Source organism: Streptomyces sp. NPDC054783 (genome assembly GCF_053611725.1).
Map to the genome: position 1 here is coordinate 186,462 of NZ_JBSHAY010000006.1, position 26,223 is coordinate 212,684.

A 26,223-nucleotide genomic window follows, 5' to 3' on the forward strand; every position below is an offset into this window, starting at 1 on the left:
GAAGCGTACCGGGGCCCACCGACACCGCCGTAGCCCAGCTCACTTCGCGGCGGCCACTTCGCGGCCCGCTCACTTCTCGAAGCGATATCCCATACCCGGCTCGGTGATGAAGTGCTTCGGGTGCGAGGGGTCCGTCTCCAGCTTCCGCCGCAGCTGGGCCATGTACACGCGCAGGTAGTTGGTCTCGGTGCCGTACGACGGCCCCCACACCTCCTGCAGCAGCTGCTTCTGGCTGACCAGGCGGCCGGTGTTGCGCACCAGCACCTCCAGCAGGTGCCACTCGGTCGGGGTGAGGCGGACGTCCTTGCCGGCACGGTTGACCTTCTTGGCGGCCAGGTCGACCGTGAAGCCCTCGGTCTCGACGGTCGTCAGGTCGTCCTCGCCGGGCCCGACCGGCTCGGCCCGGCGCACGGCGGCCCGCAGCCGGGCCAGCAGCTCGTCCATGCCGAACGGCTTGGTGACGTAGTCGTCGGCGCCCGCGTCCAGCGCCTCGACCTTCTCGTCCGAGGAGTGCCGGGCGGACAGGACCAGGATGGGCACGCGGGTCCAGCCGCGCAGGCCCCGGATCACCTCGACGCCGTCCATGTCGGGCAGACCCAGGTCGAGCACGACCACGTCGGGATGCCGGGAGGCGGCCAGTTCCAGGGCGGTACGGCCGTCGGGCGCCGCGTCGACCTCGTACTTGCGCGCTTTGAGGTTGATCACGAGGGCGCGCACGATCTGCGGCTCGTCGTCGACCACGAGCACCCGGGTCATAGAGTCGTCTGCCTTTCTGGTTCTGCGAGGTCCCGGCCCGATTCGAGGGGCTCGGGACGCGATCCTGCCGCGCGGAGGCTGAGGACCATGGTCAGTCCGCCCCCCGGCGTGTCCTCGGCGTTGAGGGTGCCGCCCATGGCCTCGGCGAAGCCCCGGGCGACGGCGAGGCCGAGCCCGACCCCGGCGCCGCGCGGGGCGTCACCGTAGCGCTGGAACGGCTCGAATATCCGGTCCTTGGCCGCGTCCGGCACGCCCGGCCCGCGGTCCACCACCCGCACCTCGACGCGGTCGGCCATGGCACTGGCGGAGACCACCACGGACCGGCCCTTCGGGCTGTACTTGACGGCGTTCTCCACCAGGTTGGCCACGGACCGCTCCAGCAGCCCGGGGTCGACCGCGACCATCGGCAGGCTCTCGGACACGTCCAGTTCGACGCTGCCCTCGGGGACGCCCCCGAGGGCCATCGGTACGACCTCGTCCACGTCGATCTCGCGGATCAGCGGGGTGACCGTACCGGTCTGCAGGCGGGACATGTCGAGGAGGTTGCCGACGAGGTGGTCCAGCCGGTCGGCGCCCTCCTCGATGCCCTGCAGCAGCTCCGCCCGGTCCTCCTCGGACCAGTCCACGTCGTCGGAGCGCAGGCTCGACACCGCCGCCTTGATGCCGGCGAGGGGCGTGCGCAGGTCGTGGCTGACGGCGGCGAGCAGCGCGGTGCGGATGCGGTTGCCCTCGGCGAGCGCCCGGGCCTGGTCGGCCTCCTCCTGCAGGCGCCGGCGGTCCAGGGCGACGGCGGCCTGCGCGGCGAAGGCGGCGAGCACCCGGCGGTCCTCGGCGGGCAGCACCCGGCCGGTGAGCGCCAGCGCGATGTGGTCGCCGACGGGCATGTCGACGTCGGCGTCCTCGGGCCGCTCCAGCGGGCGCCCGAATCCGGCCCGCCCGGCGCAGGTCCACGGCTCGACGTCGCCCGCCCGCTCCAGCAGCGCGGCCGACTCCATCGCGAAGGTCTCCCGGACCCGCTCCAGCAGCTCCTCCAGGCTGGTCTCGCCGCGCAGCACGTTCCCGGCGAGGAAGGAGAGGATCTCGGACTCGGCGCGCAGCCGGGCCGCCTGGTGGGTGCGCCGGGCGGCGAGGTCCACCACCGAGGCGACCGACATGCCGACGCCGAAGAAGATCGCGATGGCGACGATGTTCTTGGGGTCGGCGATGGTCAGCCGGTGCAGGGGCGGGGTGTAGTAGTAGTTCAGCAGCAGCGAGCCGAAGGCCGCCGAGGCCAGCGCGGGCAGCAGGCCGCCGAGCAGTGCCGCCGCGACGGTGACGGACAGGAACAGCAGCATGTCGTTGGCGAGGCCGAGGCCGACGGTGTTCAGCAGCACCGCGAGGACCGCCGGGCCCACCAGGCCCACCGCCCAGCCCCAGATGATCCGGGCCCGCCCGAGCCGGCCGCCCCGGGCCACCGGCAGTCCGCGGCCCTTGGCGACCTCCTCGTGGGTGACGATGTGGACGTCGAGGTCGGGACCGGACTCGCGGGCGACCGTGGCACCTACACCGGGCCCGAAGACGTACTGCCAGGCCTTGCGGCGCGAGGAGCCCAGCACGATCTGGGTGGCGTTCACGCCCCGCGCGAAGTCCAGCAGGGCGGCCGGTATGTCGTCGCCGACGACGTGGTGGAAGGTGCCGCCCAGGTCCTCCACGAGAGTGCGCTGGACCGCCAGTTCCTTCGGAGAGGCCGAGGTCAGCCCGTCGCTGCGGGCTATGTACACGGCGAGCACCTCGCCGCCGGCGCCCTTCTCGGCGAGCCGCGCGGCCCGGCGGATCAGGGTGCGCCCCTCGGGACCGCCGGTCAGGCCGACCACGATCCGCTCGCGGGAGCCCCAGATCTTGGAGACCCGGTGTTCGCTGCGGTAGGCGTTGAGGTACTCGTCGACCCGGTCGGCCACCCACAGCAGCGCCAGCTCGCGCAGGGCGGTCAGGTTGCCGGGGCGGAAGTAGTTGGACAGGGCCGCGTCGACCTTGTCCGGCTGGTAGATGTTGCCGTGCGCCATGCGGCGGCGCAGGGCCTGCGGGGACATGTCGACCAGCTCGATCTGGTCGGCCCGCCGTACGACCTCGTCCGGGACGGTCTCGTGCTGCCGCACCCCGGTGATCGACTCGACCACGTCGCCCAGTGACTCCAGGTGCTGGATGTTGACGGTCGAGATCACGTCGACCCCGGCGGCGAGCAGCTCCTCCACGTCCTGCCAGCGCTTGGCGTTGCGCGAGCCGGGGATGTTCGTGTGGGCGAGTTCGTCCACCAGGGCGACGGCAGGCGCCCGGCGCAGCACGGCGTCGACGTCCATCTCGCCGAAGGTGGCGCCCCGGTACTCCAGCCGCTTGCGCGGCACCTGCTCCAGGCCGTGCAGCATCACCTCGGTGCGCGGCCGGCCGTAGTGCTCGACGAAGGCCACGACACAGTCGGTGCCCCGCTCCACGCGGCGATGTGCCTCGGAGAGCATGGCGTAGGTCTTGCCCACGCCGGGTGCCGCACCGAGGTAGATCCGAAGCTTGCCGCGTGCCATGACTCCATTCTCTTCCTGTGACTGCCGCCTACGCAGCGTCGACCTTACGGCCAACAATTACGGCAAACGGGGCAAGGGGGCGTGCGGCGGACAACTTTGACGCAACCCTGATGAGACCGCTGACCCGCCGGCCGGTTCAGTGTTCGACGATCTGGCCGTCGCGCAGTTCCAGTACCCGGTCGGCCAGGTCGAGGAGGGTCGCGTCGTGTGTGGCGACCAGCGCGGACGGGGCTCCGTCCCGGTCGGCCGACTCCTCGCTGCGTACGACGGCCCGCAGCAGCTCCATGACGGCGTGCCCGGTCTCGGCGTCCAGCTGGCCGGTCGGTTCGTCGGCGATGAGCAGGGCCGGCCGGTTGGCGAGGGCGCGGGCGACGGCCACGCGCTGCTGCTGCCCGCCGGACAGCTCGCCGGGCCGCTGGGCGGCGTGCCCCGCCAGCCCGACGAGGGAGAGCAGCAGCTCGACCCGCTCCTCGCGCTCGCGCGGGTCGGCACGGCGCAGCCTGAGCGGTACGCCGACGTTCTCGGCCGCGGTGAGGATCGGGATGAGCCCGAAGGACTGGAAGACGAACCCGATCCGGTCCCGGCGCAGCCGCAGCAGCTCGCTCTCGCCCAGCTCCCCCAGCTGCCGCCCGTCGACCTCGACCCGTCCCCGGTCGGGTGTGTCGAGCCCGCCGACGATGTTCAGCAGAGTGGTCTTCCCGGACCCCGAACGCCCCTTGAGAGCGACGAGTTCACCCCGCCGCACCTCGAGGGAGACCCCGCGCAGGGCATGCGCGGCCGCGGCACCACGCCCGTACGACTTGTGGACGTCCTCGACCCGCACCATGGTGCGGGTGACCACCCGTCCGCCCATACCGCCTCCCCCATCGATGGGGCGCCAGTATCGCGCCCCAAAGGGGCGCGGGGAACTGCGCGAGCAACCACAACGAACCCGCACTCGTCGACGGCGCGACCCCGCAGAACGGGCCGCACCCCGCAAAGGCACGGCCCGTACTACATCCCTGCTGAACCCAGCGGAGCGCCTAGCGGACCTCTGTGATCTCCGGCCCGCGCTGCAGCTGGCCCATGCCGCCGGAGAAGCGGGAGGACTCCTCCTGCTGCACCCCTTCGGGGACCATCTGCGCGTCGTTCGGCAGCTTCAGGACGATCGGGTCGCGGGGCGCCATCGGCCCCTCACCACGCACCACGACGGTGTCGCGGAAGATCTGCTCCAGCAGCCCCGCGGCCTGCGGCTGCACCGCGCCCTGCCCGGAGATCACTCCCCGCAGGAACCACCGCGGGCCGTCCACGCCCACGAAGCGCACGACCTGGAAACCACCCGTGCCGTCCGGCAGCTGTACCGGCACCTGCGCGCGCAGCTCCCAGCCGAGCGGGCCCTCGACCTCGTCGACGATGCCACCCTGCTGGGTGATGCCGGACCCGATCTCCTCGCGGACCTCGCCCCAGATGCCCTCGCGCTTGGGCGCGGCGAAGGCCTGGAGCTGGATGGCGCTGTCGCGCAGCACGACGGTGGCGGCGACGATCGCGTCACCGGCGACCTCGACCCTGAGCTCCATGCCGTCGACGCCCGGTACGAACAGTCCGCCGAGGTCCACACGGCCCTCGGCCGGGTCGCGCACCTCGCTGCTGTCCCAGGGCCCGTCGGGCCGGGGCCCGGGCTCCAGCCGGACGCGCTCGCGCCCGGCCTCTTCCTCTTCCTCGTCCGCCTCGGTGTCGACGCTGTCGACGACCTGCTCGGCCTCGCCGGCCGCGTCCTCGGCGGCACCCTTCTTCTTGCGACGTCCGAACACGTCACTGTCCTTCCCGGTCGGATACGACCGAAGCGTATCGATTCCCACCCGTCGGACCGCCATCGGCGGCCTGACCGCTTGTGCCGCTATCGCCGCCCACCGCGGCATGGCCGCCGGTGGACCCGAAGCCCCCTTCGGCCCGCGTGGAGTCGGGAAGCTCCGCGACCTCCTGGAAGCGGACCCTCTCGACCTGCTGGACGACCAGTTGGGCAATCCGGTCGAAGCGCTCGAACCGCACGGACTCGCGCGGATCCAGATTCACCACGATCACCTTGATCTCCCCACGGTACCCGGCATCAACCGTCCCCGGGGCATTCACGAGGGCGACGCCGCAGCGGGCGGCGAGCCCGGAGCGCGGGTGCACAAAGGCCGCGTACCCCTCGGGCAGGGCGATCGACACACCCGTGGGGAGCACGGCCCGCTCCCCGGGACCCAGTTCGCACGGCTCGGTCGTGCGCAGATCGGCTCCGGCATCCCCCGGATGCTCGTACGCCGGAAGGGGTACGTCGGGGTCGACGCGGCGGAGCAACACGTTCAGGGGCCCACGGCTCACGGGTTCACCTCGAAGGCGCGGGCACGACGGACCTGGTCCGGGTCGCTCATGGCGGCCTGGATCTCCTCCGTGCGGCCGTGGTCGATGAAGTGGTCGACCTTGACCTCGATGAAGAGGGCGTCGGCGCGGACGGCGACGGGCCCGTCGGGGCCGCCGATGCGTCCGGTGGCCTTGGAGTAGATCTTCCGGCCGGCGACGGCGGTGACCTCGGCCTCCAGGTGGAGCGTGGTGCCAAGGGGCACGGGCCGCACGAAGTCGGTCTCCAGCCGGCCGGTGACGGCGATGGTCCGCAGCAGCCAGTTCAGCGAGCCGAGGGTCTCGTCGAGGGCCGTGGCCAGCACGCCGCCGTGCGCGAGGCCCGGGGCGCCCTGGTGGGCGGGCTGGACCGTGAACTCGGCCGTCAGCGAGACGCCCTCGCCGGCCCGGGCCTCCAGGTGCAGTCCGTGCGACTGCCCGGGGCCACAGCCGAAACAGTGTTCGTAGTGCGCACCGAGGAGTTCCCCGGGCGCGGGCGCGTCGGGGTGCCGTACCGGTTTCACCGCGTCGGCGGGAGGCTGAAGGCTTGCGGAACTACCACTCACAGGCGCAGACCTTACCCGCCCGCCCGTCACCCACCAGCGCCCTGCCTGACAGTGCTCCGCGCTGACTCCCCCTGATAGTGGCCAACTTCGGATCCCGTGCCAAGCTTGGCCCCATGCAGCTCTCCGCCGCCCCCTACGAAGAACGTCTCACCGCCCCCCGCTCGTGGTGGCTGATCAGCTTTCTCGTGGGCGTCTCCTTCGCCCTGATCCTGCTTCCCTTCGGCACCCTGCCGCTGCTCGGCGGCCTGGTCGGCGGTACGGCCGCGGCGGCGGTGGTCGCCAGCGCGTACGGCTCCCAGCGCATCCGGGTGGTGGGTGACTCGCTGATCGCGGGCGAGGCGAAGATCCCGGTGTCGGCGCTGGGCGAGTCCGAGGTGCTGGACGCGGAGGAGGCCCGCGCCTGGCGGACGTACAAGGCCGACACCCGCGCCTTCCTGCTGCTGCGCGCCTACATCCCCACGGCGCTGCGGGTTGAGGTCACCGACCCGGAGGACCCGACGCCGTACCTGTATCTGTCGACGCGGGAGCCGGAGCGGCTGGCGGCGGCGATCGAGGCCGCGCGCAAGGCGAACGCCTAGGGGCTCCTGGCAAACGCCCAAGAACTCCAGGCGAGCGCCTGGAAACCCTTGGCGAGCGTCTAGAGCTCTTCGGGAAGGTCGCGCAGCTTCAGGGGCTCGGCCGGTTCCTCCAGCGGCGGAAGCTCGGGCAGTTCGTCCCACGGCACCTGGATCTTGCGCAGGTCGGCCCGGACATGGGCGGCGAGCCTTCTGGTGTCCCGGCGGTTCATGACGGCGCCCACCGCCGCGCCGACCATGAACGGCATCAGGTTGGGCAGGTCCCGGACCATCCGCTTCATGATCTGCTGGCGCAGTTCGCGTTTCATGCGGCCGCCGAGAGCGGCGTCGTACGTCGTCGGCTTCATCACGTCGATCCCGCGCTCCCCCGACCAGGAGGACAGGTACGCGGTACTGCGGGTCTTGAGGTTCCCGGGCGGCCGTACGCCGTAGACCTCGTGCAGTTCGGCGATGAGCTTCAGCTCGATCGCGGCGACCCCGGTGATCTCCGCGGCCAGTTCGGTCGGCATCGCGGGCGGCACCGGCAGCATCGCCGCCGCTCCGATCCCCGCTCCGACCGTCGAGGTGCCGGCCGCCGCGCCCGCCACCAGCTTGTCGGCGAGCTTTTCGGGGCCGAGACCCGGGAACTGCCGGCGCAGGGCCGCGAGGTCGCGCACGGGGACCCGCGGGGCGATCTCGATGATCCGGTCCGCGAGGTAGCCCAGGCCCGCGCGAGCACGGCTGCCGCCCCTGCGGACCCCTTCCCGGGCCATGGCGCGGGCCCTGTCGCTCATCACCGCCGCCCGCCGCCGGGCGACGGGCACGGGCTGCCGCACCGGCGCCGGGTGGTCTGCCCGGTCGGTCGCCGGTTCGAGCGGGGCCACCACTCCGGGTGCACCCCGCTCGTCGTCACGCGCGCCGCGCGGGCCGTCGGACGGCCCTTCGTCCGCTTTCCCCAGGGGAAAGCGGCGCTTCCGGGGAGGGGTCGAGCCAGACACGGCCGACCCGACCTCAGTCGCAGTCGCGGCAGATCGGCTGACCGTTCTTCTCCCGGGCCAGCTGGCTGCGGTGGTGCACCAGGAAGCAGCTCATGCAGGTGAACTCGTCCTGCTGCTTCGGCAGCACTCGGACGGCCAGCTCCTCGTTCGAGAGGTCGGCGCCGGGCAGTTCGAGGCCCTCTGCGGCCTCGAACTCGTCGACGTCCACCGACGAGGTGGACTTGTCGTTCCGCCGGGCCTTCAGCTCTTCAAGGCTGTCCGAGTCGACGTCGTCGTCGGTCTTGCGTGGAGTGTCGTAATCGGTTGCCATATCGCTCTCCCCCTCTGGGTGTCTGCGGTGTCTCCAGCGCACGTAACGCGTGAGAGGCCGGACTTGTGCCCGACCTGAGGCGGAGATTTTGCCTCACATCAAGGTCTGTTACTCAATCGACACCCAATCCGACCCCTCAAGAGTGATCGGCTTGGATGGCGGTGAGGACCGTACACGGTTCCAATGCCGCACCTCAAAGGCGCCTCACCGTGTACTTCCCGTGATCAAGTGCCCTGAAAACCAGGACTTTCCCGGCTTTCCGCCATGTTTCATGATCACGGAGCGTACATGGCTGAAAATCCGCCCATGTGATCGATCACACAACAGCAAGCTCATTCGGCGGCTGGAAAATTCCGCGTCAAGCGAACATCTTCCGCGTGTGTCGGCCGCGGGCCCGGGCCGCCCGGTCGGGACGGCCCGGTCACGGATCACAGCGGCAGGGTGACCCGCATCACCAGGCCGCCTCCCTCGCGGGGCTGCGCCACGATGTGGCCGCCGTGCGCGCGGGCCACGGACCGGACGATGGACAGGCCGAGGCCCACACCCTTGTCGCTGCCCGTGCGCTCCGTACGGAGCCGCCTGAAGGGCTCGAAGAGGTTGTCGATCTCGTACGCCGGCACCACCGGCCCGGTGTTCGCGACGGTCAGCACCGCCTGGCCGTGCTGGACCTCCGTGTCCACCTCGACCCAGGCGTCCTCGGCCACGTTGTACCGCACCGCGTTCTGCACCAGGTTCAGCGCGATCCGCTCCAGCAGCACGCCGTTGCCCTGCACCACCGCCGGCCTGCGCTCGCCGCGGATCTTCACACCCTTGGCCTCGGCCTCGCCGTGCACCTGGTCGATGGCCTGGGTGGCGACCTCGGCCAGATCGACCGGCTTGCGCTCGACGATCTGGTTGTCGCTGCGGGCGAGCAGCAGCAGGCCCTCGACCAGCTGCTCGCTGCGCTCGTTGGTGGCGAGCAGGGTCTTGCCGAGCTGTTGGAGTTCCACCGGCGCGTTCGGATCCGACAGATGCACTTCGAGGAGCGTGCGGTTGATCGCGAGCGGGGTGCGCAGCTCGTGGGACGCGTTGCCGACGAAGCGCTGCTGGGCGGTGAAGGCCCGCTGCAGCCGCTCCAGCATGTCGTCGAAGGTGTCCGCCAGCTCCTTCAGCTCGTCGTCCGGGCCGTCCAGCTCGATCCGGCGGGACAGGTCGGAACCGGCCACCTGGCGGGCGGTACGGGTGATCCGGCCGAGCGGCGACAGCACCCGGCCGGCCATCGCGTAACCGAACGCGAAGGCGATCACGGCGAGGCCCAGCAGGGCCAGCAGCGAGCGGCTGAGCAGGTCGTCCAGGGCCGCCTGTCGCTGGTGGTCCACGCACTGCGCGATCGCGTCGTTGAACTCCGACAGCGGCAGGCTGGTGGTGTTGATCGCGGGGCAGTTGTCGCTGGAGACCCGGATCGACGTGCCGCTGACGATCTTGAACAGTGGCTGGTTGCCGGTACTGATCGCCTGCGCGGCCAGCAGGTAGATGATCGACAGCAGCAGGATGCCGGCGATCAGGAACATGCCGCCGTACAGCAGCGTGAGCCGTATCCGGATGGTCGGGCGCAGCCACGGGAAGGGGGCCTGCGGCCTTCTGGGGTCCCAGGTGGGTTTCGGTGGCGCCTGGGGCGGCGCGGGGGTGGCGGCCATGGCCGATCAGATCCGGTAGCCGGAGCCGGGGACGGTGACGATGACCGGCGGCTCGCCCAGCTTGCGCCGCAGGGTCATCACGGTCACCCGCACGACGTTGGTGAACGGGTCGGTGTTCTCGTCCCAGGCCTTCTCCAGCAGCTGCTCGGCCGAGACCACCGCGCCCTCGCTGCGCATGAGCACCTCCAGCACCGCGAACTCCTTGGGCGCGAGCTGGATCTCCTTGCCCTCGCGGAACACCTCGCGGCGGTTCGGGTCCAGCTTGATGCCGGCGCGCTCCAGGACCGGCGGCAGGGGAACACTCGTACGACGGCCGAGGGCGCGCACGCGCGCGATCAGCTCGCTGAACGCGAAGGGCTTGGGCAGATAGTCGTCGGCGCCGATCTCCAGGCCCTCGACACGGTCGCTGACGTCGCCGGACGCCGTGAGCATGAGCACCCGGGTGGGCATGCCCAGCTCGACGATCTTGCGGCAGACGTCGTCGCCGTGCACCAGCGGGAGGTCGCGGTCGAGGACGACCACGTCGTAGTCGTTGACGCCGATGCGCTCCAGGGCGGCCGCACCGTCGTACACGACGTCGACGGCCATGGCCTCCCGGCGCAGTCCGGTGGCCACCGCATCGGCGAGCAGCTGCTCGTCCTCGACGACGAGTACGCGCACGTCGCTTGTCCTTCCTCATGTCCACCCGCGTAGCGCGCCGTGGGCGCGTGCGGGCAGGGGTGTTCGTGGGGTGTGACCTCCATCCTGCCCTTTTCGGCCGTAAGTCGGCTGTAAGGCGGGTTGTGGACCGCACAGATCGGTGCCCCGGGGCGGGAATACGAGATTTTCTCCTCCGGTTGAGGTTTCCGGGTGAGGGAGCGGGGGGAGGACGGCTTTACACCCCGCGATCACGCTCTGCATGTGCCGCAGCACCATGCGGTACTCCGCGATCCGCTTCCGCAGAGTGGGCGCGGGTGTCCGGCACCGTCGCCGCCCGGCAGGGCAGCGCTGGGCACCCGTGAGAGACGTGATCGCCCCTTTCCCAAACAGGCACACCCCCGTGCCACCGACCCACGACCCAGGACGAGGGGGCGCAGCATGGACGCTTTCACCGCAGGACTTCTGCAGCGCATAAGGGCGACCGAGTCCGACCTGTCGCGGGCTCGTGACGAGGGTGACGACTTCCTCGTCGAAGTGGAGCAGGCAGAGCTCGACGACCTGCGACGCCTCGCCGCCGAACACGGTGTGGAGGTCGGCGCGTCACGCGTCTGATCGGCCCGAAAGCGCAAGAAGGGACCCCGGCGAATCCAGCGCCGGGGTCCCTTTGCGTTCAGCGACTTGCGTTCAGCGGCTTGCGTTCAGCGACCGGGGACGGTCGCGCTCAGTCGTGCCACGCCCCGAACTCCTCCAGCAGCGCCTGCAGGGGCTCGAACACCCCTGGTGACCCGGCGACGGTCAGATCGCGCGAAAGGCGCTCTCCCGGCCTGCCGCCGACCAGCGCGCCCGCCTCCCGGGCGATCAGGTCACCCGCCGCGAAGTCCCACGCGTTGAGCCCCCGCTCGTAGTACCCGTCGAGCCGGCCGCAGGCCACGTCGCACAGGTCGACCGCCGCCGAGCCGCTGCGCCGGATGTCCCGCAGCAGCGGGATCAGCCGCCCGGCCACCTCGGCCTGGTGGGTGCGGACCTCCGCGACGTAGTTGAACCCGGTGGAGACCAGGGCCTGGTCGAGAGGGGGCGCGGGCCGGCAGGCGAGCGCGCGCTCGCCCTCCCATGCGCCAGTGGCCCACGCGCCGCCGCCACGTACCGCGTGGTACGTCTCGCCGCGCATCGGGGCCGCGACGACCCCGACGACCGTCTCCCCGTCCCGCTCGGCCGCGATGGACACCGCCCAGGTCGGCAGCCCGTACAGGTAGTTCACCGTGCCGTCGAGCGGGTCGATCACCCAGCGCACACCGCTGGTGCCCGCCACGGAGGCGCCCTCCTCGCCGAGGAAGCCGTCGTCGGGCCGCCGGCCGGAGATCAGGTCGGTGATCAGCTTCTCCGCAGCGATGTCCATCTCGGTGACGACGTCGATCGGGCTGGACTTGGTCCTCGCCACGGCCAGGTCGGCCGGGCGGCCGTCCCGCAGCAGCTCACCGGCGCGGCGGGCGGCCTCCCGGGCCAGTTCCAGCAGTTCCCGGTGCAGGGGGTCGGTCACGGGTCTCCTCACGCGTAGGGGCTGTCGGCGCCGGCGGCGGCCGGGTGGGGCGCGCGGGCGGGGCAGCAGCCGACCGGGCAGAGGTTGTGGCTCGCGCCCAGCGTGCCGAGGGCGCACGGGGTGACCTCCTGGCCGCGCTCCACGGCGGCGCGCTCCACGATCAGGTCGCGGACGGCGGCGGCGAACCGGGGGTCGGCGCCCACGGTGGCCGAGCGGCGCACCGGCAGGCCCAGCTCCTCGGCCTTGGCCCTGGCCTCGGTGTCGAGGTCGTACAGCACCTCCATGTGGTCCGAGACGAACCCGATGGGCGCCATGACCACGGCCGGGACGCCCGCCGCGTGCTGCTCCTCGAGGTGGTCGCAGATGTCCGGCTCCAGCCACGGGATGTGCGGGGCGCCGGAACGCGACTGGTAGACCAGCCGCCAGGGGTGGTCGACGCCGGTGCGCTCGCGTACGGCGTCGGCGATCAGCTGGGCCACGTCCAGGTGCTGCTCGACGTAGGCGCCGCCCTCGCCGTGGACCTCCACGGGGCCGGAGGTGTCGGCGGCGGAGGTCGGAATGGAGTGGGTGGTGAAGGCGATGTGGGCGCCCGCGCGGACGTCCTCGGGGAGGTCTTCGAGGGAGCGCAGCACGCCGTCGATCATGGGGTCGACGAAGCCCGGGTGGTTGAAGTAGTGCCGGAGCTTGTCGATCTTCGGCAGCTCCACGCCCTCCGTCTCCAGCGTGGCGAGCGCCTCGGCGAGGTTCTCGCGGTACTGGCGGCAGCCCGAGTAGGAGGCGTAGGCGCTGGTGGCGAGCACGAGGATGCGGCGGCGGCCGTCGGCGACCATCTCGCGCAGGGTGTCCGTCAGATACGGCGCCCAGTTGCGGTTGCCCCAGTAGACGGGCAGGTCCAGGCCGTGCTCGGCGAAGTCCTTGCGCAGGGCGTCCAGCAGGGCGCGGTTCTGGCCGTTGATGGGGCTGACCCCGCCGAACAGGAAGTAGTGCCGGCCGACTTCCTTCAGGCGTTCCTTCGGGATGCCGCGCCCGCGCGTGACGTTCTCCAGGAACGGGACCACGTCGTCCGGGCCTTCGGGGCCGCCGAAGGAGAGCAGGAGCAGGGCGTCGTAAGGGGTGGCATCGAGCGCGTCTGGCATGTCTCGATCCTGCCACTCGGTACTGACGGCCAGGAAACAGCCGGGTGACGAGTCGGGTTCCAGTCGGTTTATGCCGGTTTTTCCGACCGCCGAACCAGGTGCGATTAGGGTCACCTAACTCGTAATCTGTATCAGCCGCATTCGCGCCTTACCGAGCCGCTTCGGAGACCCCGTGCCCAGCCCCTACAGAGCCCTGTTCACCGAACCCGGCACCAAGGCGTTCTCCGCCGCGGGATTCCTCGGCCGGATGCCGTTGTCGATGATGGGCATCGGCGTGGTCACGATGGTCTCCCAGCTGACGGGGCGGTACCGGCTCGCGGGCGCGCTGTCGGCCACCATCGCACTGTCCGCCGCGGTGATCGGGCCGCAGATCTCCCGGCTGGTCGACCAGCACGGGCAGCGCCGGGTGCTGCGCCCCGCGACCCTGGTGGCCCTCACGGCGGCGGCCGGACTGCTGCTCGCCGCGCACGCGAAGTGGCCGGACTGGCTGCTGTTCGTGTGCGCGGCCGGGATCGGCTCCGTGCCGAGCCTGGGCGCGATGATCCGGGCCCGCTGGGCGGCGCTGTACCGGGGCACCGGCAAACTGCACACCGCGTACTCGTTCGAGTCGGTCGTCGACGAGATCTGCTTCATCTTCGGCCCGATCATCTCCATCGGCCTGTCCACGGCCTGGTTCCCGGAGGCCGGGCCGCTGCTCGCCGCCTGCTTCCTGGCGGCCGGCGTCTTCTGGCTCACCGCCCAGCGCGCCACCGAGCCGGAGCCGCACCCGCGTGAGAGCCACGGCGGCGGTACGGCCCTGCGCTCACCCGGCCTCCAGGTGCTGGTGGCGACCTTCGTGGCGACCGGCGCGATCTTCGGGTCGGTGGACGTGGTCACCGTCGCCTTCGCCGACGAGCGCGGCCACAAGGGCGCCGCGAGTGTGGTCCTGGCGCTGTACGCGGCCGGTTCCTGCGCGGCCGGGGTGGTCTTCGGGCTGCTGCGGTTCACCGGAGCGCCGGAACGCCGCTGGCTGCTGGGCGTGGCGGCGATGGCCGTGAGTATGATCCCCCTCCTACTGGTCGGAAACCTGCCGCTTCTGGCCGTGGCGCTGTTCGTTGCGGGGCTGTCCATCGCACCGACGATGATCACGACGATGTCCCTCATCGAAGAGCACGTACCTCGCGCGCGGCTCACCGAGGGCATGACCTGGGTGAGCACCGGCCTCGCGGTCGGTGTCGCGCTCGGCTCCTCCGTGGCCGGCTCGGTGATCGACACCGCCGGGGCGCGGGCCGGGTACGGGGTTCCGGCCGTGTCCGGGGCCGTCGCGGTCGCGGTCGGTTTTCTCGGGTACCGCCGGCTGCGCAGGCCGGCCGCGGGTCGGGGAGGCACCGTTGAGCAGCACAGCGAGCGGGAAGAACGGCACCTGGCGTAACTGGGGCGGCAACGTCTCCGCCCGGCCCGCCCGGCAGGTCACGCCGGCGTCGGTGGAGGAGCTGGCCGCAGCGGTGCGCCGGGCCGCCGAGGACGGCCTGAAGGTGAAGGCGGTCGGGACCGGGCACTCCTTCACATCGATCGCGGCCACCGACGGTGTGTTGATCCGCCCTCAACTGTTGACCGGAATACGCAAGATCGACCGTGCGGCCATGACGGTCACGGTGGAGGCCGGCACCCCCCTCAAGAGACTCAATACGGCTCTGGCGCGCGAGGGTCTGTCGCTCACCAACATGGGCGACATCATGGAACAGACGGTCTCCGGGGCCACCAGCACCGGCACGCACGGCACGGGCCGCGAGTCCGCCTCGATCGCCGCCCAGATCAAAGGGCTCGAACTCGTCACGGCCGACGGCTCGGTGCTGACCTGCTCCGAGAAGGAGAACCCCGAGATCTTCGCGGCTGCCCGAACAGGCCTCGGCGCCCTCGGCATCGTCACCGCGATCACCTTCGCCGTGGAACCGGTCTTCCTGCTCACCGCGCGCGAGGAGCCGATGCCCCTCGACCGGGTCCTCGCCGAGTTCGATCAACTCTGGGCGGAGAACGAGCACTTCGAGTTCTACTGGTTCCCGCACACCGGCAACACCAACACCAAGCGGAACAACCGCAGCGCCGGTCCCGAACAGCCCGTGGGGCAGCTGGCCGGCTGGTTCGAGGACGAGTTCCTCTCCAACGGCGTCTTCCAGGTGGCCCAGTGGGTCGGCCGCGCCGCCCCCGCCTGCATTCCCGCCGTCGCGCAGATCTCCAGCAAGGCCCTGTCCGCGCGGACGTACACGGACATCCCTTACAAGGTCTTCACCTCGCCGCGCAGGGTGCGCTTCGTGGAGATGGAGTACGCCGTCCCCCGCGCGGCCCTGGCGGAGACGCTGCGCGAGCTGAAGTCCATGGTCGAGCGCTCGGGGCTGCGCGTCAGCTTCCCCGTCGAGGTGCGCACCGCCCCGACCGACGACATCACCCTCTCCACCGCCTCGGGGCGGGACAGCGCCTACATCGCCGTCCACATGTTCCGGGGCACGCCGTACCAGGCCTACTTCACCGCCGCCGAGCGGATCTTCACGGCCCACGAGGGCCGGCCGCACTGGGGCAAGGTGCACACCCGGGACGCCGAGTACTTCGCTCGCGTCTACCCGCGCTTCGGCGAGTTCACTGCGCTGAGGGACCGCCTTGACCCGGAACGTCTGTTCCAGAACGACTACTTGCGGAGGGTTCTGGGGGCGTAGGCGCCTGGGCGGACCCGCTGGGCGTGGGGGTCGGCGACGGGCTCGGGCCGCCGCTCGCCTCCCCGCCCGGGGAGTCGCCGGGCGTCGGGGTCGCGCTGTGGGCCGTACCACCGCCGGTACCGGGTGCGTACTCGCGGGACGGGGTGCGCGAAGGTACCGGTGTCTCCTCGGAGCCGGCGGGCACATCGGACGTCGAGGAGGACGAGCTCCGGCCGGTGACGGCGTCGCTGACCGTCGTGCCCCTGCCGCCGCCGAAGGCGTTGCCGGACACCAGTTCGTACGTCGTGATGCCGACCATGGTCACCCCGAACACGACGGCGGCCGCGACCACCGGCCGCCGTCGGCTCCTCACCCGCGCGCGGTAGACGGTGCCCTCGGTGAACTCACCCGCAGCCGGTGGCACTTGTCCTCTGGGACGCGCCGTGACCGTCGCGTCCCTCAGCTGCTCCCCGGTCCGCTTGAAGAAGTGCTGGAACAGGGTGCCCCCGCAGGTGGCGACGGCACTGACGACTCCCGCGCCGAGGATCGTGCCGTACACCCCGAAGTACGACGCCAGTTTGGCCGCCACGACGGCCGCGAGGGCACTGCCCGCGACCTGGGGGACGGTCAGGTCGATCCGTTTGCGACCCGCATCGGGCGTTTCACGCATACCCGGAACTTGCCCGCCTTTCCCGTACTTGATCGACATTGGCCCACCAGCTGCACGAGATAGGGACGTACAACAGAAACCATTAGTTCCGTTTCTGGGGATTACGTGAAGTTCGCCACGTTCGCGAGCCGCAAAACCGGTTGCCGACGGCCAAGTCGCAAGCCTTGCCTGAAGTTGGGCGGCGCGCCCATCCACGCACATGGTCCAAATGGAGTACTGTTGCGAGCCCTGGGTCCGGTCTCCCACCAGGGTGTCCGCGGCCTTGAAGGACCGCCGGGAGGGGGCTAGTTGCACAGGGTGACAGATTTCGTCACTTAGCGTTGCGAATAGGTAACCGTGCCATAACGGCGGCCCAGGGCCCGTGCCCGACACGCCGGGCAACTCGGCAAGGTTGTGGCAGGCTGCACCCGGGCAGGCCACACTCGACTAGCGGAAGCAGCGACGCACGTGACGTCGGCAGGCACCACCCGGGAGGTCCCCATGCCCGAACTGCGTGTCGTGGCCGTCTCGAATGACGGCACACGGCTGGTGCTCAAGGCTGCCGACGCAACGGAGTACACCCTTCCGATCGACGAACGGCTGCGCGCCGCCGTACGCGGCGACCGGCCACGCCTCGGCCAGATCGAGATCGAGGTCGAGAGCCATCTCCGCCCCCGCGACATCCAGGCGCGTATACGTGCCGGTGCCACCGCGGAAGAGGTGGCACAGCTCGCCGGGATCCCCGTCGACCGGGTCCGCCGCTTCGAGGGTCCCGTGCTGGCCGAGCGCGCCTTCATGGCCGAGCGTGCCCGCAAGACCCCGGTCCGCCGGCCCGGCGAGAACTCCGGGCCGCTGCTCGGCGAGGCGGTGCAGGAGCGGCTGCTGCTGCGCGGCGCCGAGAAGGACACCGTGCAGTGGGACTCCTGGCGCCGCGACGACGGCACCTGGGAGGTGCTCCTCGTCTACCGCGTCGCGGGCGAACCGCACTCGGCGAGCTGGACGTACGACCCGCCCCGGCGGCTCGTGCAGGCCGTGGACGACGAGGCGCGCTCGCTGATCGGCGAGTCCGACGACCTCGCCGTGCCCGAGCCGAGCTTCCCGTTCGTCCCGCGCATCGCCCGCCTGCCACGCGAGCGTTCGATGGACCGCGCGCTGGACAGAGGCGAGCGGGAGCGGCCGAGCCTGCCCGCGCAGCCGTCCGAGCCCGCCGAGGAGAGCACGGGCGAACGCGACTCGCTGACCAGCCTGCTGGAGGCCGTGCCGAGCTTCCGGGGTGACCTGGTGGTCCCGGAGCGCCCGGCGGAGACACCGGAGGAGCCCGACGGCGAGCCCGCCGCCGAGGAGCCGCCGGCCCCCGCCGCCTCGGCCGGTTCGGCCTACGCGGACGTCCTCATGCCCCGCTCCGTCGGCAGCCACCGCGACCGGCTCATCGGCGCCACCGACCGTCAGGCCGAGGCCGACGGCGTCCGCCCCGGCCGCCGTGCCGCCGTGCCGAGCTGGGACGAGATCGTGTTCGGCACGCGCCGCAAGAAGCAGGAGTAGCCGGCCGTACGGAATCGCACAGTGGGGGCACGCGTGCGTGCCCCCACTTCCGGCTGCACGCGTGCGTGCGCGGCTTTCCGGCCGCGCGCGCGTGCCCCGCTTCCCGACTGCCGCTACTGCGGATCCGCGCCCACTGCCACCGGACGGGACGGGTCCGAGGACCATGCGGACCAGGAACCGACGTACAGGGCCGCCGGGATGCCGGCCACCGCGAGCGCGAGAACCTCGTGGGCGCCGGAGACGCCCGAGCCGCAGTACACACCGACCTCGGCGTCCGTGGAGACGCCCAGGGCCTTGAAGCGGTCCCGCAGTTCCGCCGCGGGCAGGAAACGGCCGTCGGGGCCCACGTTCTCCGTCGTCGGCGCGGACACCGCGCCCGGGATGTGGCCGCCGACCCGGTCGATCGGCTCCACCTCACCGCGGTACCGCTCCCCCGCCCGCGCGTCCAGCAGCACACCCGCGCGGGCCAGGGCCGCGGCCCCGTCCGCGTCCAGCAGCCCCGACGCGGCCGGCGCGGGCCGGAAGTCGCCCTCGGCCACATTCGGCACCTCGTTCGACAGCTCGCCCTTCCAGGAGGGCAATCCGCCGTCGAGGACCCGCACGTCCGGGTGACCCGTCCAGCGCAGCAGCCACCAGGCGCGCGCCGCCGCCCAGCCCTGGCCCCCGTCGTACACGACGACCGGCCGGCCGGCCGACACGCCCGCGCGGCGCATCGCGGCGCCGAACTCCGCGAGGTCCGGCAGCGGATGCCGGCCGTTCTCCCCGGGCTCTCCGGCCAGTTCCCGGTCCAGGTCGACGAAGGCTGCGCCGGGGATGTGCCCGGCCGCGTACTCGGCCCGCCCGTCGAAGGCCGGCGCGCCTGCCGCCTTCGCCACGCTCAGCTGCCAGCGCACGTCCAGCAGCACCGGAGGGCGGTCTCCGGTCAGCTCGTGTGCGAGATCGGATGCGGTGATGATGGCTGTCATGCCGCCATGCATACGCCAGGGGTGGCCGCGGCGTCCAGGTCCGGCTACTCTGCTCGGCCGGACAGGCTCGATCACCGGGCGTACGGGGTCGAGCACGTGTTGTACAACCGGCGGACACCCGCCGGCCATCGTCAGGAAGCGGCGAAAGACGGCAGACCGGGCATCCTCCCGGAGGTACAGCCGAGCGTCGGCGCGGTAAGTCCCGTCGCGGCGTGGAGGATGCGGGCACCGGCGCGGGCGTACCCGCCGCCGGCGTGGACACCCCTTCCGGGGAGCGGAAGCGACACGGCCACCGCGAGGGGCCGGGGAGAGAGTGATCGATGACCGAGGCACGGGAGCCGGCCGGCCCGCACGCGCGGCGTTCGCCCGGCACGCCCTGCTGGGTGAGCCTGATGGCACACGGGCTGGCCGCCACCGAGGAGTTCTACGGTGAGCTGTTCGGCTGGGAGTTCCGGCCGGGCCCGCAGCAGCTCGGCCCGTATGTGCGGGCGCTGCTGGACGGGCACGAGGTGGCCGGCATGGGCCAGCTGCCGCCGGACCGCCGGCTGCCGATCGCCTGGACGCCGTACCTCGCCTCGCAGGACGTGGACCAGACGGCCGACACGGTACGGGAGTGCGGCGGCACCGTGGCGGTCGGACCGCTGGACGCCGCCGAGGCCGGGCGGATCGCCATCGCCGCGGATCCCTCCGGGGCCGTCTTCGGCATCTGGCAGGGCGTCGCGCACCTCGGCTCCGCGATCACCGGGGTGCCCGGCACGCCCGCGTGGAACGAACTGGTGACCTTCGAGACGGAGAGCGTCTCCAAGTTCTACGCGACCGTGTTCGGTTACGAGCGGGAGCCGATGATCTCCGCCGACTTCGACTACGTGACCCTTCATCTCGCCGGCCGCCCGGTGGCCGGGCTGCACGGAGTCGGCCACGCGCTGCCCCGGGATCGCGGACCGCACTGGCAGACGTACTTCGAGGTCGCCGACGCCGACGCGACGGTGCGGCACGTGGCGGACCTCGGCGGCCGTGTCATCAGACAGCCGCACGACAGCCCGCACGGCCGGGTGGCGACGGTGGCGGACCCGGAGGGCGCGGAGTTCTCGGTGATCCAGAACCCGCACTGAGCACCCGGGGTGGGACCAGTCGGTCCCCCGCGTCTGATTCAGCCGGACGAGACCGGCAGGACGTCCGGGGAGAGGGCGGCCGCCCGTGCCGTCGCCGCGGTCATCCGACGGCGGTGGTGACGGCGGCACAGCACCTCGTAGCCGACCTCGTCGGCCGCCTGGTTGACGTCGCCGACGACCACCTGGGCGCCCTCGACCACCATCTCGCCGCCTATCGTGCGGGCGTTGTGCGTGGCGCGGGCGCCGCACCAGCACAGCGCCTCCACCTGGAGCACCTCGATGCGGTCGGCCAGCTCCACCAGCCGCTGCGAGCCGGGGAAGAGCTTGGAGCGGAAGTCGGTGGTGATCCCGAAGGCGTACACGTCAAGGCCGAGATCGTCCACCACGCGCGCGAGCTGGTCGATCTGCTCGGGCGCGAGGAACTGTGCCTCGTCCGCGATCACGTAGTCGGCCCGGCGACCCTGCGAGAGGTGCTCCACGAGAGAGGCGTACAGGTCCTGGTCGGCGGCGACCTCCACCGCGTCGGTGACCAGGCCGAGCCGGGAGGACAGCTTGCCCTCGCCCGCGCGGTCGTTCCGGGTGAAGATCATGCCGACGAGACCGCGCGCGGAGCGGTTGTGCTCGATCTGCAGAGCCAGGGTCGACTTCCCGCAGTCCATCGTTCCGGAGAAGAACACCAGCTCGGGCATGAGGAGTTGAGCACCTTTCGGCGAGTAGTCACACGAGTAGTCACAGGGAGTCGAGCGTCAGGAGCGTACTTCGAGCAGGGGGACCAGCTGCTCGGCGGACGTCATCGAACCGTGGTTGCCGACCAGCGCCGACTCCTTCGGCTCGCGCTCGGACGCGATGATCAGCACGTCGTCGTGCGCGGCCGCGACCACGTCCCCGAGCCGTGGGTACACCCGCTCGTCGATGTGCGGCCCGAACCAGCCCGCCGCGATCGCCTCGTCCCGCGAGGCCACCCAGAACTGCTCGCCGAGCACCTCGCGCCAGACGGTCAGTACGTCGTTCTCGGCGCCCGGCACCGCGTACACGTGCCGCGCCCGGCCCTCGCCGCCCAGCAGGGCCACCCCGGCGCGCAGTTCCCAGTCCGTGTCGAAGTCGATGCGGTGCTCGTCGTCGAACGGGACGTCGACCATGCCGTGGTCGGCGGTGACGTAGAGCGCGCTGCGCGGCGGCAGTTGCTCGGCGAGGCGCTGGGCGAGCCGGTCGACGTACATCAGCTGGCCGCGCCAGGTGTCGGAGGCGACACCGTAGCGGTGTCCGGCGCCGTCCAGCTCGGAGTAGTACGTGTAGACCAGCGAGCGGTCCCCGGCGGCCAGTTGCTCGGCCGCGAGGTCCATGCGCTCCTCGCCGCTCAGCCGGCCGTGGAAGCTGCCGCCGCTGAGCGCGATCCTGGTGAGCGGGGTGTGCTCGAAGACGGGCGAGGTCACCTGGGCGGCGTGCACCCCTGCGTCCTGCGCCAGCTGGAAGACGGTGGGGTACGGCTGCCAGGCGCGCGGATCGGTGTACGGCTGCCAGCGGAGCTGGTTCATCAGCTCGCCGGTCGCCGGGTTGCGCACGGTGTAGCCGGGCAGGCCGTGCACGCCGGGCGGCAGGCCGGTGCCGACGGAGGCGAGGGAGACGGCGGTGGTCGCCGGGTAGCCGGCGGTGAGCGGTCGGCCGGTGCCACCGCGCGAGGTGCCGAGCAGCGAGTTCAGGAAGGGCGCCTCGTCCCGGTGGGCCAGCAGCTGCTCCCAGCCGAGCCCGTCGATCAGGAGGACGCAGACCCGGTCGGCCGCGGTCAGTTCCCGGATCGTGGCGGTCATGCCGGGGACGCCCATGCCGGCGGCCAGGGTGGGCAGCAGGTCGGCGAGGGAGCCGGCGCCGTACTCGGGCAGCGGCGCGGTGTCCAGGGCGAGGGGTTCCGGGTGGTCCCAGGCGGAGAGCTGGGACATCAGCGGGCGATGTCCGCGGTCGCCTCCGAGATGGCCTGTGCGAAGGCGAGTGCCTGCCGCACCGTATCCGGGCCGTCCCCGGCCTCGCTGACGCGCAGGCTGAGGTCGTCCGCCGTGGAGCTGCCGGTGTAGCCGTGGTCGGCGTCGCAGTTGGGGTCGCCGCAGGCCGCGGGCTCCAGGTCGATGCGGCTGACCGCGCCCCAGCCGATGGTCAGCACGACCTCGCGGGGCAGGGTGCCCGGCGCGTACTGCTCGGGATTGGCGACCACCCGGCTGACCACGACCGACGAGATCCGGCCGAGCTTCACGGACTCGGTGGAGGTGGTGGCGTACGGCGTCGGGGAGGTGCTGTCGGCGGCCTGCTCGTCGGTGTGGCTGACGATGAAGCGGTTGCCGGTGAGAACGAGCACGGTCACATGCCGCCGTACCTCGTTCTGGTCGAAGGTGGTCTCCTGGTGGACCAGGTACGACCGGATGGGCTCGCCGCCCAGAGCGGCCTCCACCGCCTCGGCCACGAGGGCCGGGTAGTAGCCGCTGCGCTCGATCGCCGCGCGCAGCCCCTGGGTCGTCGTACTGGTCTTGGCCATGGCGTCCATCCTAATCCGTGGGCACGGGGGGTCCGGGCCAGTCGCGGAGACCGGGGGCGGGCCGCGGCCACTGGGAGCCGAGGCGGAGGCCGCCGGCCTCAGGGGCACGCGGCCGCGCTCGATATGGGCTCCGCCACGTGGGTGCGAGAACCCTCACGTTCCCGCACCCGCGCACGCACCGGAAGCCCGAGCCGACACGCGCAGCCGCCTTCGGGCAACCGCCGGGCCCGGCGATCTCCATGCGGCCCCCGCCCCCTCCCTGATCAGTAGGCCGGCATCGTGCGCGGGCCGAGGTCGTCCCGGACGGGCGGGGGTGCGAGCCGTACCGTGGCGCCGAGGACGCTCACGCCGTGCGGGGCGACGACGACCGGTTCCAGGGTGACGGCGACCACCTCGGGATGGTCGTCGACCAGCCGGGACACCCGCAGCAGCAGCGCCTCCAGCGCCGGGGTGTCGACGGGTGTGGAGCCGCGCCAGCCGAACAGCAGCGGTGCCGTACGGATCGACCGCACCAGCGAGGTCGCCTCCCGGTCGGTGACCGGGACCAGCCGGTGGGCCATGTCCCCGAGCAGCTGGGAGGCGGCCCCGGCCAGCCCGAACGACAGCACGGCCCCGGCCGCCGGGTCGATCACGGCCCGTACGACGGTGTCGACGCCGCGCGGTGCCATGCCCTGCACCACCGGCCGCAGCTCCTCCGGCTTGCCGAACAGCTCGGTCAACTCGGCGTACGCCCGGCGCAGTTGCTCCTCGTCCGCCAGGTCGAGGCGTACGCCGCCCAGGTCGGCGCGGTGCCGCAGATGCGGGGCGGTGGCCTTGAGGGCGACCGGGTAGCCGAGGGCGCGGGCGGCTTCGGCGGCGGCGTCCGGGGTGGGCGCGGGCAGCGCGCGCCGCACGGGGATGCCGTACTGGCCGAGCAGCTCGCAGGTCTCCCTTTCGGAGATGGTGAGGCCTTCCCCGCGCGCGAGCAGCTCACCGATCAGCCGCGCGGCCCCCTTCTCGTCGATGTCCTCGTACTCGGGCACCTTCCCCGGATCCATCGCCTCCCTCCGCCACTGCCCGTACCTGACGGCTTCGGCCAACGCCCGCACGGCGCGCTCGGCGGCGGGGTAGGCGGGGATGAGGTGCATGCCTTCCGGCGGACTGGTCGCATCCGCTACCGCGGTGGGCGCGCCGGTCTCCGCCATCGCGGCGGGCGGCCGTTCCACAAGGCGATGGGGGTCCCCCCGCTCGAGCGAAGCCGAGAGCGGGGGAGGGTGGGCACCGGCCTCGGTACCGGCCGCCCCGGAAACGGCCTGTGGTGCAGTGCTCGCCGCAGCGGACAACGCCTCCGCAAGCCCCCCGAGCTCCACATGCACCACCAGCACCGGCTTCCCCGGAACGGCAGCCGCAGCCGAGCGCAACGCCTCGGCCAGCTCCGCATCCCCCGGGGAGGCTTCCCCGATCGCCGGGATCGCCGTCACCACGACGGAGTCGCACGTCTCGTCGGCCAGCGCGGCACCCAGCGCCCGGTGGAAGTCCTCCGCCGTGGCTCCTGTCGTCAGGTCCAGCGGGCGCGAGGGCCGCAGGCCCTCCGCCACACACCGGTCGTACGTCAGCACCCCCAGCGACTCGGAGTTCCCCAGGATCGCCACCCTCGGCCCCGCCGGCAGCGGCTGCCGGGCGAGCAGCAGCCCCGCGTCGACCAGCTCGGTGATCGTGTCGACCCGGATCACCCCGGCCTGCCGCAGCAGTGCGGAGACGGTGGCGTGCGGCAGCCGGGTGGCCCGGACCGCGTGCCCCTGCGGCGCGGAGCCGACCCCCTGCACCACGACCAGCGGCTTGGCCGCCGCCGTCCGGCGCGCGAGGCGCGTGAACTTGCGCGGGTTGCCGATGGACTCCAGGTACATGAGGACGACGTCGGTCTCGGGGTCGTCGTACCAGTACTGGAGGACGTCGTTGCCGGAGACGTCCGCGCGGTTGCCGGCGGACACGAAGGTGGACACGCCGGTGACCCCGGTGACCCCTCCCCCGCGCCGGTGCAGTCGGGACAGCAGGGCGATGCCGATGGCGCCGGACTGGGCGAACATGCCGATGCGGCCGGGGCGGGGCATCTCCGGGGCGAGGGAGGCGTTGAGGCGCACGTCCGGCGCGGTGTTGATGATCCCGAAGGCGTTCGGGCCGATGAGCCGCATGCCGTACGCGCGTGCCTGCTGGACGAGAGCCCGCTGCCGCTCGCGCCCCTCGGGCCCGCTCTCGGCGTACCCGGCGGAGAGTACGACGAGCCCCTGCACCCCGTGTTCACCGCACTCGGCGACCACGGCAGGCACGTACTCGGCCGGCACGGCGACCACGGCGAGGTCCACCGGGCCGCCGATGTCCCGCACGCGCCGGTGTGCCGGCACCCCGTCGACCTCCTGCAGGTCCTCGGGGAAGGCCTTGTTCACCGCGTGCAGTCGGCCGCCGTAGCCGGCGTCCCGGATGTTGCCGAGGACGCTGCGGCCGACGCCGCCGGGGGCGCGGCCGACGCCGACGACCGCGACCGAGCCGGGCATCAGCAGCCGCCGTACCGAGCGGGCCTCGGCGCGCTGTTCCCGCGCGCGCTGCACGGCGAGGGAGCGGTCGGTGGGTTCGAGGTCGAACTCCAGGCGGACGACGCCGTCCTCGAAGCTGCGCTGCTGGGTGTAGCCGGCGTCCGTGAACACCTTGATCATCTTGGTGTTGGCGGGCAGCACCTCGGCGGCGAAGCGGCGGATGCCGCGCTCGCGGGCGACCGCCGCGATGTGCTCCAGCAGGGCGGAGGCGACCCCGCGGCCCTGGTGGGCGTCCTGCACCAGGAAGGCCACCTCGGCCTCGTCGGCGGGTACGGACGCGGGCATGCCGTCCGGGCCGATGCGGTCATAGCGTACGGTGGCGATGAACTCGCCGCCGATGGTGGCCGCGAGTCCCACCCGGTCCACAAAGTCGTGGTGCGTGAAGCGGTGGACGTCCTTGGCGGAGAGCCTGGGGTACGGCGCGAAGAAGCGGTAGTACTTCGACTCGTCCGAGACCTGCTCGTAGAAGCTGACCAGGCGGTCGGCGTCATCAACGGTGATGGGCCTGATGCGCGCGGTACCCCCGTCGCGCAGCACCACGTCCGCCTCCCAGTGGGCGGGGTATTGGTGCCGGTCCTGCCGGTCCGCCGAGGTCTGCATGGGCCCCAGAGTACGGCTCGCGTCCGACAACGGCGCGGGGCAGTCTGTGGAGGACGGAAGCCGGAACCGAGGCCGCGGTTCCGACGCCACGCCGGAGCGGACGAAGGTCCGCTCCGGGCATGCTTCGCGATATGGGAAACTGGTCTAGACAACCCTGAAGACTGAAGGGCAGCAACACATGGCTGAGCGCCGCGTCAACGTCGGCTGGGCCGAGGGCCTCCACGCCCGCCCCGCCTCCATCTTCGTCCGAGCCGCCACGGCCGCAGGCGTCCCGGTGACGATCGCCAAGGCTGACGGCAACCCCGTCAACGCGGCCTCCATGCTGGCTGTCCTGGGCCTGGGCGCCCAGGGCGGCGAGGAGATCGTCCTCGCCTCCGACGCCGAGGGCGCCGACGCCGCCCTGGACCGTCTGGCCAAGCTGGTCTCCGAGGGCCTCGAGGAACTGCCCGAGACGGTCTGAACACCAGCGCATTGATACGGCGGAGCCGCGTCGCCCTTTTCGGGCGG

25 protein-coding genes are annotated in these 26,223 nt (G+C 72.0%); 7 read left to right on the forward strand and 18 right to left on the reverse strand.

The window, feature by feature from the left end; genetic code table 11:
- Positions 1-69: 69 nt before the first annotated feature.
- The 6 genes from ACWGJ5_RS14000 to ACWGJ5_RS14025 all read right to left on the reverse strand — a co-directional run bounded on the left by ACWGJ5_RS14000 (position 70) and on the right by ACWGJ5_RS14025 (position 6,235).
- Positions 70-756 carry a response regulator gene (locus ACWGJ5_RS14000; RefSeq protein ID WP_351208935.1) on the reverse strand — a complete coding sequence of 229 codons (687 nt, stop codon included), beginning with the start codon at positions 754-756 and terminating at the stop codon, positions 70-72.
- The gene (locus ACWGJ5_RS14005; RefSeq protein ID WP_453309981.1) at positions 753-3,311 is read right to left on the reverse strand and encodes an ATP-binding protein; all 2,559 of its coding nucleotides are present in this window, start codon (positions 3,309-3,311) and stop codon (positions 753-755) included. The genes ACWGJ5_RS14000 and ACWGJ5_RS14005 overlap by 4 nt, the downstream gene beginning before the upstream one ends.
- A 136-nt stretch (positions 3,312-3,447) precedes the next feature.
- Positions 3,448-4,164, reverse strand: a complete 717-nt coding sequence (locus ACWGJ5_RS14010) for an ABC transporter ATP-binding protein (RefSeq protein WP_453309982.1) — start codon at positions 4,162-4,164, stop codon at positions 3,448-3,450.
- A gap of 169 nt (positions 4,165-4,333) precedes the next feature.
- Positions 4,334-5,101, reverse strand: a complete 768-nt coding sequence (locus ACWGJ5_RS14015; protein ID WP_228616608.1) for a DUF3710 domain-containing protein — start codon at positions 5,099-5,101, stop codon at positions 4,334-4,336.
- A 1-nt stretch (position 5,102) separates the two neighbouring features.
- Entirely contained in the window at positions 5,103-5,654 is a 552-nt protein-coding gene (dut, locus tag ACWGJ5_RS14020) for a dUTP diphosphatase (RefSeq protein ID WP_228616610.1), read from the reverse strand.
- The gene (locus tag ACWGJ5_RS14025) at positions 5,651-6,235 is read right to left on the reverse strand and encodes a PaaI family thioesterase (RefSeq protein WP_228616612.1); all 585 of its coding nucleotides are present in this window, start codon (positions 6,233-6,235) and stop codon (positions 5,651-5,653) included. The genes dut and ACWGJ5_RS14025 overlap by 4 nt, the downstream gene beginning before the upstream one ends.
- Positions 6,236-6,348: 113 nt before the next feature.
- On the opposite strand from ACWGJ5_RS14025, the gene ACWGJ5_RS14030 reads away from it, so the two are divergent.
- Complete coding sequence (locus ACWGJ5_RS14030; protein ID WP_228616614.1) at positions 6,349-6,813, forward strand: DUF3093 domain-containing protein; 465 nt, start codon at positions 6,349-6,351, stop codon at positions 6,811-6,813.
- Between the two features lie 59 nt (positions 6,814-6,872).
- Here ACWGJ5_RS14030 and ACWGJ5_RS14035 read toward each other — a convergent pair whose 3' ends face one another.
- The 4 genes from ACWGJ5_RS14035 to ACWGJ5_RS14050 all read right to left on the reverse strand — a co-directional run bounded on the left by ACWGJ5_RS14035 (position 6,873) and on the right by ACWGJ5_RS14050 (position 10,433).
- Positions 6,873-7,787, reverse strand: a complete 915-nt coding sequence (locus ACWGJ5_RS14035) for a hypothetical protein (RefSeq protein ID WP_453309983.1) — start codon at positions 7,785-7,787, stop codon at positions 6,873-6,875.
- A 13-nt stretch (positions 7,788-7,800) separates the two neighbouring features.
- Positions 7,801-8,097 carry a DUF4193 domain-containing protein gene (locus ACWGJ5_RS14040; RefSeq protein WP_003997302.1) on the reverse strand — a complete coding sequence of 99 codons (297 nt, stop codon included), beginning with the start codon at positions 8,095-8,097 and terminating at the stop codon, positions 7,801-7,803.
- Positions 8,098-8,525: 428 nt separating this feature from the next.
- Complete coding sequence (locus tag ACWGJ5_RS14045; RefSeq protein ID WP_453309984.1) at positions 8,526-9,773, reverse strand: sensor histidine kinase; 1,248 nt, start codon at positions 9,771-9,773, stop codon at positions 8,526-8,528.
- Between the two features lie 6 nt (positions 9,774-9,779).
- Positions 9,780-10,433 (reverse strand): response regulator transcription factor, encoded by a 654-nt coding sequence (locus ACWGJ5_RS14050; protein WP_023546086.1) that lies wholly within the window; start codon positions 10,431-10,433, stop codon positions 9,780-9,782.
- 417 nt (positions 10,434-10,850) lie between these two features.
- On the opposite strand from ACWGJ5_RS14050, the gene ACWGJ5_RS14055 reads away from it, so the two are divergent.
- A complete protein-coding gene (locus tag ACWGJ5_RS14055) occupies positions 10,851-11,024 on the forward strand; it encodes a hypothetical protein (protein ID WP_023546087.1) in 174 nt (57 codons plus the stop codon).
- Positions 11,025-11,133: 109 nt separating this feature from the next.
- Here the strand turns inward: ACWGJ5_RS14055 and ACWGJ5_RS14060 are convergent, their stop codons facing one another.
- Together ACWGJ5_RS14060 and ACWGJ5_RS14065 are read right to left on the reverse strand one after the other, a co-directional pair.
- Complete coding sequence (locus ACWGJ5_RS14060) at positions 11,134-11,949, reverse strand: inositol monophosphatase family protein (protein ID WP_453309985.1); 816 nt, start codon at positions 11,947-11,949, stop codon at positions 11,134-11,136.
- Positions 11,950-11,957: 8 nt separating this feature from the next.
- Positions 11,958-13,085, reverse strand: a complete 1,128-nt coding sequence (locus ACWGJ5_RS14065) for a ferrochelatase (protein ID WP_453309986.1) — start codon at positions 13,083-13,085, stop codon at positions 11,958-11,960.
- Between the two features lie 172 nt (positions 13,086-13,257).
- Between ACWGJ5_RS14065 and ACWGJ5_RS14070 the strand changes: the two genes are divergently transcribed.
- Both ACWGJ5_RS14070 and ACWGJ5_RS14075 read left to right on the forward strand, forming a co-directional pair.
- A complete protein-coding gene (locus tag ACWGJ5_RS14070) occupies positions 13,258-14,496 on the forward strand; it encodes an MFS transporter (protein ID WP_453309987.1) in 1,239 nt (412 codons plus the stop codon).
- The gene (locus ACWGJ5_RS14075) at positions 14,456-15,775 is read left to right on the forward strand and encodes a D-arabinono-1,4-lactone oxidase (RefSeq protein WP_453309988.1); all 1,320 of its coding nucleotides are present in this window, start codon (positions 14,456-14,458) and stop codon (positions 15,773-15,775) included. Before ACWGJ5_RS14070 ends, ACWGJ5_RS14075 begins: the two co-directional genes overlap by 41 nt.
- Here ACWGJ5_RS14075 and ACWGJ5_RS14080 read toward each other — a convergent pair.
- The gene (locus tag ACWGJ5_RS14080; protein ID WP_453309989.1) at positions 15,699-16,424 is read right to left on the reverse strand and encodes a hypothetical protein; all 726 of its coding nucleotides are present in this window, start codon (positions 16,422-16,424) and stop codon (positions 15,699-15,701) included. The genes ACWGJ5_RS14075 and ACWGJ5_RS14080 overlap by 77 nt on opposite strands.
- A 480-nt stretch (positions 16,425-16,904) precedes the next feature.
- On the opposite strand from ACWGJ5_RS14080, the gene sepH reads away from it, so the two are divergent.
- Complete coding sequence (gene sepH, locus ACWGJ5_RS14085; protein ID WP_228616629.1) at positions 16,905-17,945, forward strand: septation protein SepH; 1,041 nt, start codon at positions 16,905-16,907, stop codon at positions 17,943-17,945.
- A gap of 113 nt (positions 17,946-18,058) precedes the next feature.
- Here the strand turns inward: sepH and ACWGJ5_RS14090 are convergent, their stop codons facing one another.
- Positions 18,059-18,910 (reverse strand): sulfurtransferase, encoded by an 852-nt coding sequence (locus ACWGJ5_RS14090; RefSeq protein ID WP_453309990.1) that lies wholly within the window; start codon positions 18,908-18,910, stop codon positions 18,059-18,061.
- Between the two features lie 320 nt (positions 18,911-19,230).
- Here ACWGJ5_RS14090 and ACWGJ5_RS14095 point away from each other — a divergent pair, with 320 nt between their 5' ends.
- Positions 19,231-20,022 carry a VOC family protein gene (locus tag ACWGJ5_RS14095; protein ID WP_453309991.1) on the forward strand — a complete coding sequence of 264 codons (792 nt, stop codon included), beginning with the start codon at positions 19,231-19,233 and terminating at the stop codon, positions 20,020-20,022.
- A 38-nt stretch (positions 20,023-20,060) separates the two neighbouring features.
- Here the strand turns inward: ACWGJ5_RS14095 and ACWGJ5_RS14100 are convergent, their stop codons facing one another.
- From ACWGJ5_RS14100 to ACWGJ5_RS14115, 4 genes are all read right to left on the reverse strand, one after another.
- Positions 20,061-20,711, reverse strand: coding sequence for a thymidine kinase (locus ACWGJ5_RS14100; RefSeq protein WP_228616635.1), 651 nt, complete (start codon positions 20,709-20,711; stop codon positions 20,061-20,063).
- A 57-nt stretch (positions 20,712-20,768) separates the two neighbouring features.
- Positions 20,769-21,959: an alkaline phosphatase family protein gene (locus tag ACWGJ5_RS14105; RefSeq protein ID WP_453309992.1), complete on the reverse strand. Its 1,191-nt coding sequence runs from the start codon at positions 21,957-21,959 to the stop codon at positions 20,769-20,771.
- Complete coding sequence (locus ACWGJ5_RS14110; RefSeq protein ID WP_453309993.1) at positions 21,959-22,546, reverse strand: DUF5998 family protein; 588 nt, start codon at positions 22,544-22,546, stop codon at positions 21,959-21,961. The genes ACWGJ5_RS14105 and ACWGJ5_RS14110 overlap by 1 nt, the downstream gene beginning before the upstream one ends.
- A gap of 263 nt (positions 22,547-22,809) precedes the next feature.
- On the reverse strand, positions 22,810-25,716 hold the full coding sequence (locus ACWGJ5_RS14115) for a bifunctional acetate--CoA ligase family protein/GNAT family N-acetyltransferase (RefSeq protein ID WP_453309994.1): 2,907 nt from the start codon (positions 25,714-25,716) through the stop codon (positions 22,810-22,812).
- Between the two features lie 178 nt (positions 25,717-25,894).
- On the opposite strand from ACWGJ5_RS14115, the gene ACWGJ5_RS14120 reads away from it, so the two are divergent.
- A complete protein-coding gene (locus ACWGJ5_RS14120; protein WP_003993478.1) occupies positions 25,895-26,176 on the forward strand; it encodes an HPr family phosphocarrier protein in 282 nt (93 codons plus the stop codon).
- Positions 26,177-26,223: the final 47 nt, after the last annotated feature.

What these genes read in the sequence shown, in the direction of transcription:
- ACWGJ5_RS14000 (WP_351208935.1), bottom strand. Translation starts at nt 756, where the DNA reads ATGACCCGGGTGCTCGTGGTCGACGACGAGCCGCAGATCGTGCGCGCC.
- ACWGJ5_RS14005 (WP_453309981.1), bottom strand. Translation starts at nt 3,311, where the DNA reads ATGGCACGCGGCAAGCTTCGGATCTACCTCGGTGCGGCACCCGGCGTG.
- ACWGJ5_RS14010 (WP_453309982.1), bottom strand. Translation starts at nt 4,164, where the DNA reads ATGGGCGGACGGGTGGTCACCCGCACCATGGTGCGGGTCGAGGACGTC.
- ACWGJ5_RS14030 (WP_228616614.1), top strand. Translation starts at nt 6,349, where the DNA reads ATGCAGCTCTCCGCCGCCCCCTACGAAGAACGTCTCACCGCCCCCCGC.
- ACWGJ5_RS14040 (WP_003997302.1), bottom strand. Translation starts at nt 8,097, where the DNA reads ATGGCAACCGATTACGACACTCCACGCAAGACCGACGACGACGTCGAC.
- ACWGJ5_RS14045 (WP_453309984.1), bottom strand. Translation starts at nt 9,773, where the DNA reads ATGGCCGCCACCCCCGCGCCGCCCCAGGCGCCACCGAAACCCACCTGG.
- ACWGJ5_RS14055 (WP_023546087.1), top strand. Translation starts at nt 10,851, where the DNA reads ATGGACGCTTTCACCGCAGGACTTCTGCAGCGCATAAGGGCGACCGAG.
- ACWGJ5_RS14065 (WP_453309986.1), bottom strand. Translation starts at nt 13,085, where the DNA reads ATGCCAGACGCGCTCGATGCCACCCCTTACGACGCCCTGCTCCTGCTC.
- ACWGJ5_RS14080 (WP_453309989.1), bottom strand. Translation starts at nt 16,424, where the DNA reads ATGCGTGAAACGCCCGATGCGGGTCGCAAACGGATCGACCTGACCGTC.
- sepH (WP_228616629.1), top strand. Translation starts at nt 16,905, where the DNA reads ATGCCCGAACTGCGTGTCGTGGCCGTCTCGAATGACGGCACACGGCTG.
- ACWGJ5_RS14090 (WP_453309990.1), bottom strand. Translation starts at nt 18,910, where the DNA reads ATGACAGCCATCATCACCGCATCCGATCTCGCACACGAGCTGACCGGA.
- ACWGJ5_RS14095 (WP_453309991.1), top strand. Translation starts at nt 19,231, where the DNA reads ATGACCGAGGCACGGGAGCCGGCCGGCCCGCACGCGCGGCGTTCGCCC.
- ACWGJ5_RS14100 (WP_228616635.1), bottom strand. Translation starts at nt 20,711, where the DNA reads ATGCCCGAGCTGGTGTTCTTCTCCGGAACGATGGACTGCGGGAAGTCG.
- ACWGJ5_RS14105 (WP_453309992.1), bottom strand. Translation starts at nt 21,959, where the DNA reads ATGTCCCAGCTCTCCGCCTGGGACCACCCGGAACCCCTCGCCCTGGAC.
- ACWGJ5_RS14110 (WP_453309993.1), bottom strand. Translation starts at nt 22,546, where the DNA reads ATGGCCAAGACCAGTACGACGACCCAGGGGCTGCGCGCGGCGATCGAG.
- ACWGJ5_RS14115 (WP_453309994.1), bottom strand. Translation starts at nt 25,716, where the DNA reads ATGCAGACCTCGGCGGACCGGCAGGACCGGCACCAATACCCCGCCCAC.
- ACWGJ5_RS14120 (WP_003993478.1), top strand. Translation starts at nt 25,895, where the DNA reads ATGGCTGAGCGCCGCGTCAACGTCGGCTGGGCCGAGGGCCTCCACGCC.